Source organism: Rhodothermales bacterium (assembly GCA_034439735.1).
Taxonomy (GTDB): domain Bacteria; phylum Bacteroidota; class Rhodothermia; order Rhodothermales; family JAHQVL01; genus JAWKNW01.
In genome coordinates, this window is the sequence record JAWXAX010000292.1 from 1 (window position 1) to 9,294 (window position 9,294).

Consider the following 9,294-nt stretch of genomic DNA (forward strand, 5'->3'; position numbering starts at 1 on the left):
ATCGAGACGCCGGCGAGCTGGCGCCCCATCGCCGCGGCCGCCGCGACGGGCGCTGTCATGGGGGTGCTTATCGCCCTGGCCGGCGGGCATCTGATGGGTGGCAGCCTGGACCTGCTGGCGCGATCCTTCTCGGATTCGCGGCTTCAGCTGGAAGCCATCGGGCGCTACTTCGGGGATGTGCGCTTCGGACCTACCACGCGTGTCATCCTCGCCGGCATCGAAGGGTGTATTTTTGTGGGTTGTGTGGCCGCGGCGCTGGTGGTGGCAGGTCGGGCGGGGCACAGTGGACCGGCGAAGCGTTTGTAAACGAATCAAAAAACAAGCACCATGCCAGCATCTCATAAAATCCCACTCCTGATAGCGGCCTCCTTGACGTTGTTCTGCTCTCCCGCTGTTGCGCAGAACCTCCTCCACCTCGAAGCCGACCTCGTCATCACATCCTCCGTCACCGTCGCCCCCGGCGAGTATTACCTGCCGGCCGACAGCCTGGGCGCCATCCGGATCGAAGGCGACAGCATCACGGTCGACTTCAACGGGGCGATCCTCAACGGCGCGCTGCCGGGCGCTGCACCCGATACGTTCGAGGGATCCGGGGTGTTCGTTGCCGGCGGGCGCGGGGTGACGATCAAAAACGCCGTGGTGCGCGGCTATAAAGTCGGGCTCATCGCCCGCGATGCCGACCAACTCACGATCGACGGCGGCGACTTCAGCTACAATTACCGCCAGCGGCTCAAAAGCACCATCGAACGCGAGCATCTGGACGACTGGATGTCCTACCATATCAACAACGCCGACGAATGGCTGGGCTACGGGGCCGCGATTTACCTGAACCGCTGCGAGCGACCCACCATCCGCGGCGTGACGGTGACCGGCGGGCAAAACGGTATCATGCTCACCGATGTGAACCACGGCCTCCTCGAGGACAACGCGATCACGTTTAACTCGGCCATCGGCATCGGGATGTACCGGAGCAGCCACAACGTGGTGCTCCACAACCGGCTCGACTGGAACGTGCGCGGCTACAGCCAGGGCGTCTACTACCGCGGCCAGGACTCCGCCGCGATCCTCCTCTATGAACAATCCAGCCATAACACCATCGCCTACAACTCGGCCACCCACTCGGGTGATGGGCTGTTTCTCTGGGCCGGCCAGACGACGATGGACGACGGCAGCGGCGGCAGCAACGACAACCGGATCGTCGGCAACGACTTCTCCTTCGCGCCCACCAACTGCATCGAGGTCACCTTCAGCCGAAACACCATCCTGGATAATTACCTCGAGGGCTGCTGGCACGGCATCTGGGGCGGCTATTCGTTCGACACCGTCATCGCCGGCAACACGTTTGTCGACAACGACGAACACATCGCCATCGAACACGGGCAGAACATCACCATCGCCGACAACACCTTCTCCGGCGGCAAGCTGGGCATCTACGCCTGGGAGCGAGCCTCCCAGCCGGCCGACTGGGGCTATGCCCGACACCGCGACACCCGCAGCCGCGACTACGCCGTCCATCGGAATACCTTCGCCGGCGTCGCTGAGCCGCTGCGCATCCTGAACACCGATCCGGTGTCCGAACGCGATAACCGGATCATCTCCGGTATACAGCGGGCGTCGACCGAGACCGCATCCGCCCTGCCGGCCTGGCCCGATGCCCTGCCGCGCGGCCGGCGCTTCATGATGATCGACGTGTGGGGGCCATACGACTTCCGGTCGCCGGTGCTGTGGCCGAGGCATCCGCGCATTGGCGTCCGGCAGGTGTTCGATATCCACGGCCCGGCCGGCACGTGGCGCATCGCCGATATGGCAGGCATCGACTCCGTCTCCGCGATGTCCGGATCCATGCCCGACTCGGTCGTGGTCTGGCGGACAACAGGGGACGTGGTCGACATGACGCTTGCGTTGGAGTACATGGGCGAAACGGTGGTAGACCGCTTCGGCGCCGTCACGCCCGCCGGCACCCCGTACGTCCACACCTACCGCCACTTCCGTGCGGCCATCACCTGGCGGGTCGACTTCTTCGCCTACGACGCCACCACCGATCCGCGCACCCAACCCGATGCCTTCCGCGCCCTCATCGCCGGCGCGCCCTTGTTCACCGACCGCCCGACCGACCTCGGCTACCAGTGGTACGGCAGCCCCGGCAACGGCCTAACCGCCAACCAGTTCGCCACGGTCTCGACGGGCACGTTCGAGGTGCCAACCGGAAGCTACATCCTCGATCTCACCAGCGACGACGGCGTGCGGGTGTGGCTGGATGGCCGGCTCATCCACGACGACTGGACGTATCATCCCCCGAAACTGGAACGGATCGAGTTGGAGCTGGGCGGCCGCCATGAGCTCCGCATCGAACACTTCGAGATCGACGGGTATGCGACGCTAGTGGCGACGCTGGAAAAGGCTACTCCGTAAAGACGCCAAACATGGTGTCTCCCGGGCACGCTTTACACGCTGAGTCGCCCCCGAAACCCTCTGGCGGCGTAGTAGGATTCCGCGCCGTTGTGGTACACAAACACCGTGTCGTACCGACGGTCGCAGAAGAGTGCCCCACCGAGTTTCCGGATGTGCTCCGGCGTCTGCATCCAACTCGACGTTTTTCGGTCGAACTCGCCCAGTTCCTGTAATTCCCTGTACTGCGGCTCGGTCAACAGTTCGATGCCGATGGCCGCGGCCGTCTCCAGCGCGTTGCCACCCGGTTTGTTTTCCTTGCGGGCATCGAGCGCCTTGCGGTCGAAACACAGGCTCCGCCGGCCGGCCGGGCTCTCCGGGGAGCAGTCGCAGAAAATGATTTCCCCGGTGGGCTCGTCCATCCCAATCACGTCCGGCTCGCCACCGGTGTTTTCCATCCCAAGGAGCACCTTCATCTTTTCAGGATGCTCTTCCAGCCGGGCGATCACCTGATCCCAGGTGATGCCGGCGTGGCGCCGCATGTTTTGGGCGAAACGCTGTTCGAGGGTCTGGATTAACGAGTCATCTTTACCCTTTTTCATGGAAAGACCTCCAGGAGTCATGTCGCCGAGGTTTTTTTAGCATCGTCAATGATCGTATTCCCTTTTGGAAATATCGTTTCACAGATACTCCAGGTCGGCCAGATCCTTCAATCTCCCACTCGCCCGTTTATTCTGCTTCAGGCAAGCAAGACTTATGATAGGAACGATCAGATCATCCCAGTCAGCCTGAGTTCGCTTCTCATAACACTCCTTGAATACAACACCTGAGATGGAGCTCATCACTTCAATTCGGACGGGGGGCTGGCCAATCCGGACAATCTTATTTTTTTCGAGAAAAAGCTTCGGTTCGAGTCCTGGTACATCGAATCCGAATTCTCTGAATGCCGCTGTCACACGGCGAGCATTTTCGACTGTGGGCTCCACCCATATATCCATATCTGCCGTGGCGCGCACGTACCCGTGATAGCCTACCGCATAACCGCCCACCAAGAGGTAGGCAACATCATGTTCGTTCAGCAACCTCAAAAACGCGCTGAAGTCGGGCGGTAGCGGAATCGTAGCCATATAACATTTGCCTCGTTGTTTCTACCGCCTCCAGGCGCTCATGAGGGGTTTTGGAGAGCCAGTACTGCTTTTCATCGTTCTGTTGTTCGCCGAAAGTCACAACAGAAAAAGCGGTCCGGTCGATACGTACGTCTGCCATGGTCATGATGGATTGTATGGCGAAAGGAACGCACGAGATGGCCGATGGCTCCCCTGAGGTTACCCCTGCCGGCGCACCATTTCGTCGATCCAGATGGGAGCAAAAGGCGAGGTACAGCCTTTCGAGACCGGGTAATCGCGATAGATACCCAGGCGCTCGCCGATAGCCATCGACCGATCACGGTGTTCGGGGTGGTGGATGCCGATGCCGGCGAGGGTGTTGTTCATCGTCCACTGCGTGGCGGAAGAAGCCCCGGCCATCTCGGCCTCAATGCGGTCCAGCAACGCCACCAGATCCAGCCCCTCCGGGCTGCGCGCAACGCGGCCGGCGGTGAGGCTCCAGCCAGCGCGGGCGGCCCAGGGGTGATCGTCGGACAGCCAACGAAGGCGGAGCGCCTCACGATCGGGATGGTCCTTGACGATGTAGGCGTTCAGCCAGTCGGCCAGCCAACCAAAGTCGGCCGATCGCACCATGTGATCCAATGCATCGGCCGAGAGCTTGTTGGGTTTCATGACGAGGATCGCGAGGAGCCGCGCCTCCAGGTTGCCGGTGTCCCACAGTTCCAGCGCCAGCGCGTGATCGCTTTTGATCTTCGCGGCCAGCTTCCGGATGTCGCCCATCTTGACGCCGTACAGGTTCTCGCCGGCGCCGTTTTTCCGGTGCATCGCGCGGACCTTCTCGCTGCCGAGGGTCTCGAGGTAGGAGAGGGATTCTTCCAGGGTCATTGGTTAAAATGGCGTTATAGCTCCCGCACCCGGATGTTGCGCCAGCGGCTCTTCGCCCCCGTCGCCCAGCGGTCCGCCCCGCCATGGACCTGTAGGGCGATCGATCCCTCGCGCCCGAGGGTGGCCCGGGTCTTTTCGCGGTCGTAGTTCGGGTGGGTGAATGTCGACGCGTTGAAATCGGTCACCAGTGCGTCGTCGATCCAGACTTTGATGATGGGATAGTCGCCCACACAGACGATGCGGACCCGGTTCCAGTCGTTGATCTTCCACGCTTTCAGCCAGTCTTCCGGCGAGATTGCGTACGTCATGGGGTTTTCGACGTTATTTGGGTTCGCCTCGGCGTCGAGCCGGGTCAGGGCGCCGGCCGCATCGGTTGTCCCCCGCAGCCGCACCGACGCGGCCCCGAAACCGCCGATGTTCTCGCCATAGAGCTGGCCGACGACGCCGCCGTTCAGGTAGTCGATCATCATCTGGAACCCCTCGCCTTTGTCCGTCGCCCGGAGGAACAGCCCCGAATCGATCCCGAAGTCGGGCTTGATTTCGAGGAGCAGCTCAAAGTCGCCGAATTTCCGATCGCTCAGCAGGATGCCGCCGTTGCCCGAGCTTGGCGGATCCTGTTCGCCGGCGATCGCCCCATCCTCGACCACCCAGCGGCCCCCGGTGCCGTGCCAGATCTTCTCGGGGTTTTTATGCCAGCCGGCGAGGGTTTCGCCGTCGAAGAGCGAGATAAAATCGGCCTCATCCGGCCGGGAGCCGGGCAGGGCGAGGACCGCCGGAAGCGCCGGCAGCGAAGCCAGCGCGGCGGATTGCTTGAGGAACTGACGACGAGAGGGCATGGCTTTGGGGCGTATGGTAGCAGGTTAGAGGAAAGGAAGAAGATACCTCGATTTTCCTCAAATCGAATTAGCGGATTACCAGCGGCCTCGACAGCAGGAAGCGCGATGTACGTTGGTCGGAAAAGCGGAGATCCCACCCTCTGGACGCTGATGGGAGCTACCATTCACCCACCGTAAAGGCGCCGGCCGCGGCCGCGCTCAGACCCATCGTCCACGCCGAAGCGCGGCCCTCCGTTCGGCTGAAAAGCGTCCCAAAAACGCCAGCGCAAAACCGCCGAGCACGGCGCTGATGGAGGCGAGGTATCCGTAATAGTGGCCATGAAGCGTTGTTCAGTTTGTAAGAGGAACCTTACGGGTCTTCCGCGGCAAAATACACACTAGACGTATTGCACGTATAGTCCCTCTCACCTGGAACCCGCATTTCCACTCGCCGTCTCTAGACGTCCCTACTCACTCTATTTGATACTTGTGCATAAACACATCATCCTCCGCATAGCCTTTCTGACCTTGCTCGTCCTGATGACCTGTCTCTCCGCACAGGCGCAGGACCTCGTTACCGTCGACGGAGCCTTCCAACAATGGCACTCCGTTTCCGTTCGAGTCACCTGCCCGGAGGCCGACTGCGGCGCGGTGTCGGAGACGAGCGTTCCCAATCCGTTTACCGACTACCGCTTACTCGTCACGTTTACCTCCCCCGATGGCGCGGAAGTGCTGGAGGTGCCCGGGTTTTACGCCGGCGACGGACAGGCCGCCTACACGGAAGCCACCTCGGGCAACGTCTGGATGGCCCACCTTACCCCCCACGAAACGGGTGAATGGACCTATCGCGTTTCGTTTCAGACGGGCCCGGATCGCGTGTTGGACCGTCTCGCTGGAAACCCAATAGGCGCCGATGGGGCAACCGGCTCGTTCATCGTCGGCGAAACCGATAAGACAGGCGACGACTTCCGGGCGAAGGGCTTTCTGCGGTACGCCAACTCCCATTACTTCTACTTTTCAGGATCGAACACCCCCTTCCTGAAAAACGGCGCCGGCAGCCCCGAAAACCTGCTCCACTACCACGAATTCCACAATACCTACCAGCAGGACTCCCAGCCCGTCATTCCGCCGCACGAATTTGCACCCCATCTTCCGGATTACCGCGAAGGCGACCCACTCTGGGGGCCGGACCGTTCCAGGGGAAAGGGGGTCATCGGGGCACTGAACTACCTGCGCGCGCTCGAAGTCAATAGTTATTATTTTATCGTCAATAACACGGCGCTCGACGGCAACGGGCAAGATACCGGCGTATGGCCCTGGCTAACTCCGGCTGTCGAATCGCGGGATCGATTCAGCGTTGCCAAACTCGCCCAGTGGGAGGTCGTGTTCAGCCACATGGACAGCCTGGGCATCTCCATGAACCTGGTCACCCAGGATCGTATCAATCAGTGGGATCTGGACGGCGGCGAGCTGGGGCGTATTCGAAAACTCTTGTACCGGGAGCTGGTGGCACGTTTTGGCCACCACCTCGCGGTGGTGTGGAATCTGGGCGAGGAGAATTCGGCCACGACCGCCCAGATCCGGGACTACTCGAATTTTATAAGTGACTGGGATGTATACACTCATCCCATCGTTTCCCAGGCCAACGGCACGCTGGATGCGCACGACCGATACTACGTGCCGCTGCTCGGTTTTGAGAACTTCGCCGGCGCTTCGATGCAGGTGGGGCTGACGGATCTCGACTCCCTCGACATCCCTCAGTCCCGCCCGGGCCGCATCCACGACGCCGTCCTGAAATGGGTCAAGGCCTCGAAGGAGGCCGGGAGGCCCTGGGTGGTGGTACTGGATGAAATCGGCCACTGGAGCGACGGTATCGTGCCGGATCGCGATCCGCGCGACCCGTCCAACCGACGCGCCCGTCGGGAAGGCTTCTGGGGGACGCTCATGGCCGGCGGTGCCGGCGCCGACTGGTACTTTGGCTCGGATCCCTTCGAGTACAACGACATCTGGATGGAAGATTTCAGGTTCAGAGCTGAGTTCTTCGAGCGCACGCGAAACGGCGTCGACATGATCCTGGACAGCGGGCTTCCATTCTGGGAGATGGAGAACATGAACGCCATCACATCGGCCGCGAACACGTGGGTATTGGGCAAAACCGGCGAGGCCTACTTCGTCTATTCGCCGTATCTCGAGCCGTTCGAACTCAACCTGCCGGCCGGCACCTACGTCATTCGCTGGTACGACGCCTTTGCCGGAGGGCCGCTCCAGGAGGGCTCCGTCACCGAGGTCGCCGTCGCAGCCGGCATCGGCTCGGTACCGATCGGCAGCCCGTACGACTTCGCGGAGGACGCCGTGGCGGTGGTGACTAAAAAACCAGTCGTTGCCGGCGAGGAAAACGAAGCGCCCCGCCCCGACCGGCGGGCGGCCTTACACCCGTCGTATCCGAATCCAGCCGGCGCATCCACCACCATCACCTTCGAACTCTTCGAGCCCGCTCCGGTGGTGTTGACGGTATATGATCTGCTCGGGAGAACGGTTGAGGTGCTCACCCAGGCGTTCCATCCCCGCGGCGAACATCGTTACGCGGTGGACACGTCGAACCTGCCGAGTGGACTGTACTTTTACCGGCTCGATGTCGGGGATGCCGGGCATCAGGTAAGGACGATGGCGGTGGTGCATCCCTGAGCCGCGACGTTGCGGCGCTCCTCCACATCACGCGCCTTCTGGCGTTCTGCCAGAGAAAAGGCCGCATACACGCCCACGAAGACCACCATCGGACATAGAGGCACGGCGCAAAGCGCCTGTTGAATCGTATGCTGTTTTCGGTGTCGTTCTACTCGCGATGTAAAGCCAGCGGCCATCGAAGCGTAGAACCGGCGCGAAGCGGCATGTAGCCGCAACGCGCCGGCACCACACTCAACGACCGGGGCTACCCTTGCATGGCGGCTTCGTTGAGATGGCCTTCCGCAAGCTTGCCGAGCTTTCTGTCAGCCGAGTACTCCTGATCGAGGATCTGATTCAGGACTTCGGCATCCTCTTCCCGGCCGAGCGAGTGTGCATAGGCGCGAGCCGTGCCGTAGCCCGAGATCTCGTAATGCTCCACCCGCTGCGCGGCGGCGATCAGGAAGGCGTCTCGCACGGCCGGCGACGCCTCTTCGTCGATTGCGTCCTCGCCCTCCTCCAGCAGGCCTTCCATGCCCTTACACTTCGTCCTACCAGGGTTCTCGCCCAGGTTCTTCAGAAGGTTGTGCACCTTCTCCAGGTGCTGCCGGGTTTCTTTCAGGTGACTTGCGAACGCTTCTCGCAATTCTGGCGCGTTGGCCGCTTCGACCATTTTGGGCAACGTTTCGGTCAGCTGCTTTTCGGCGCTGTACAGGTCCTTAATTTCGTGCACGTATAGATCTATGAGAGTTTTCATTGACATCTCCGTTTCCGGGTTTGTAGTGAAGAGTGCTAACCTCGTTCGGAGAGCAGGTCCGATGCCCGGTGCTCTGTGATGGCAAAGGCGAATCGGGTCCGCCGGATCCATCGACCCCGCATTGGGAACCAGGAGGTTGCGTGATTTGACGAACGTTGCCGGTAAGCGGCCGCAGGAGGCAGCCAACTACAGGGCACTTTATCAATAACGGCCCACTACATCGCCCTGACAGGCGTAGACTCCCCCGACTAGAACTGCGACACTACGGGTGCGAGCCTGACCATTGACAATAAACTCGTTTTACCCTGATGAATTCAACACAACCTGTTCTCAGGGCACAAACCGATAAAGGGGGCGATACTACCGGCATACACATAAACGCCCGGCCATAAAGTAACAATGACCGCTGTAAAGCACAAGACCGCACACAGACGATACACTCCACCTCAAGCAACAGGAAAGGATGGGCGGGCGCCAACAGCTACCCACGAGTCGAAGCGTACGACCGTGGAAGGAATCCATGCCGCTACTCGCCCCTTGTTACCGATGATATCTTGAATCTCGCGAACGACAACGTTTGGTCTCTACTAAGTATCATCACGGTAAATCCGTTGAATGGCTGCGACGACCGTTCAAGGTTAGAGGCTGAGGGAAGCCACATTAAACCTTGAGAAACTGTTGA

Annotated in this window: 9 protein-coding genes; 3 read left to right on the forward strand and 6 right to left on the reverse strand. The window is 61.0% G+C overall.

The annotated features are described in order from the left end of the window. Together SH809_20275 and SH809_20280 are read left to right on the forward strand one after the other, a co-directional pair. The coding region (locus tag SH809_20275) for a hypothetical protein (protein MDZ4702058.1) at nucleotides 1–306 on the forward strand (306 nt) is incomplete at its 5' end. Between the two features lie 21 nt (nucleotides 307–327). Beyond that, nucleotides 328–2,412, forward strand: a complete 2,085-nt coding sequence (locus tag SH809_20280; GenBank protein MDZ4702059.1) for a NosD domain-containing protein — start codon at nucleotides 328–330, stop codon at nucleotides 2,410–2,412. A 32-nt stretch (nucleotides 2,413–2,444) separates the two neighbouring features. Here SH809_20280 and SH809_20285 read toward each other — a convergent pair whose 3' ends face one another. The 5 genes from SH809_20285 to SH809_20305 form a co-directional block, all read right to left on the reverse strand. Further along, on the reverse strand, nucleotides 2,445–2,990 hold the full coding sequence (locus SH809_20285; GenBank protein MDZ4702060.1) for a DUF4256 domain-containing protein: 546 nt from the start codon (nucleotides 2,988–2,990) through the stop codon (nucleotides 2,445–2,447). Nucleotides 2,991–3,068: 78 nt separating this feature from the next. After that, complete coding sequence (locus tag SH809_20290) at nucleotides 3,069–3,470, reverse strand: hypothetical protein (protein ID MDZ4702061.1); 402 nt, start codon at nucleotides 3,468–3,470, stop codon at nucleotides 3,069–3,071. Beyond that, nucleotides 3,454–3,660: a hypothetical protein gene (locus SH809_20295; GenBank protein MDZ4702062.1), complete on the reverse strand. Its 207-nt coding sequence runs from the start codon at nucleotides 3,658–3,660 to the stop codon at nucleotides 3,454–3,456. Before SH809_20295 ends, SH809_20290 begins: the two co-directional genes overlap by 17 nt. A gap of 53 nt (nucleotides 3,661–3,713) precedes the next feature. After that, nucleotides 3,714–4,379, reverse strand: a complete 666-nt coding sequence (locus SH809_20300) for a DNA alkylation repair protein (GenBank protein ID MDZ4702063.1) — start codon at nucleotides 4,377–4,379, stop codon at nucleotides 3,714–3,716. Between the two features lie 14 nt (nucleotides 4,380–4,393). Next, nucleotides 4,394–5,215: a family 16 glycoside hydrolase gene (locus SH809_20305; GenBank protein ID MDZ4702064.1), complete on the reverse strand. Its 822-nt coding sequence runs from the start codon at nucleotides 5,213–5,215 to the stop codon at nucleotides 4,394–4,396. Nucleotides 5,216–5,683: 468 nt separating this feature from the next. On the opposite strand from SH809_20305, the gene SH809_20310 reads away from it, so the two are divergent. Then, nucleotides 5,684–7,879: a DUF5060 domain-containing protein gene (locus SH809_20310; GenBank protein MDZ4702065.1), complete on the forward strand. Its 2,196-nt coding sequence runs from the start codon at nucleotides 5,684–5,686 to the stop codon at nucleotides 7,877–7,879. Nucleotides 7,880–8,123: 244 nt separating this feature from the next. Here the strand turns inward: SH809_20310 and SH809_20315 are convergent, their stop codons facing one another. Beyond that, nucleotides 8,124–8,612, reverse strand: a complete 489-nt coding sequence (locus SH809_20315) for a ferritin-like domain-containing protein (protein MDZ4702066.1) — start codon at nucleotides 8,610–8,612, stop codon at nucleotides 8,124–8,126. Between the last annotated feature and the right edge of the window lie 682 nt (nucleotides 8,613–9,294).

Coding starts and splice junctions, on each gene's coding strand:
- SH809_20280 (MDZ4702059.1), top strand. CDS start 328: ATGCCAGCATCTCATAAAATCCCACTCCTGATAGCGGCCTCCTTGACG.
- SH809_20285 (MDZ4702060.1), bottom strand. CDS start 2,990: ATGAAAAAGGGTAAAGATGACTCGTTAATCCAGACCCTCGAACAGCGT.
- SH809_20295 (MDZ4702062.1), bottom strand. CDS start 3,660: ATGACCATGGCAGACGTACGTATCGACCGGACCGCTTTTTCTGTTGTG.
- SH809_20300 (MDZ4702063.1), bottom strand. CDS start 4,379: ATGACCCTGGAAGAATCCCTCTCCTACCTCGAGACCCTCGGCAGCGAG.
- SH809_20305 (MDZ4702064.1), bottom strand. CDS start 5,215: ATGCCCTCTCGTCGTCAGTTCCTCAAGCAATCCGCCGCGCTGGCTTCG.
- SH809_20315 (MDZ4702066.1), bottom strand. CDS start 8,612: ATGAAAACTCTCATAGATCTATACGTGCACGAAATTAAGGACCTGTAC.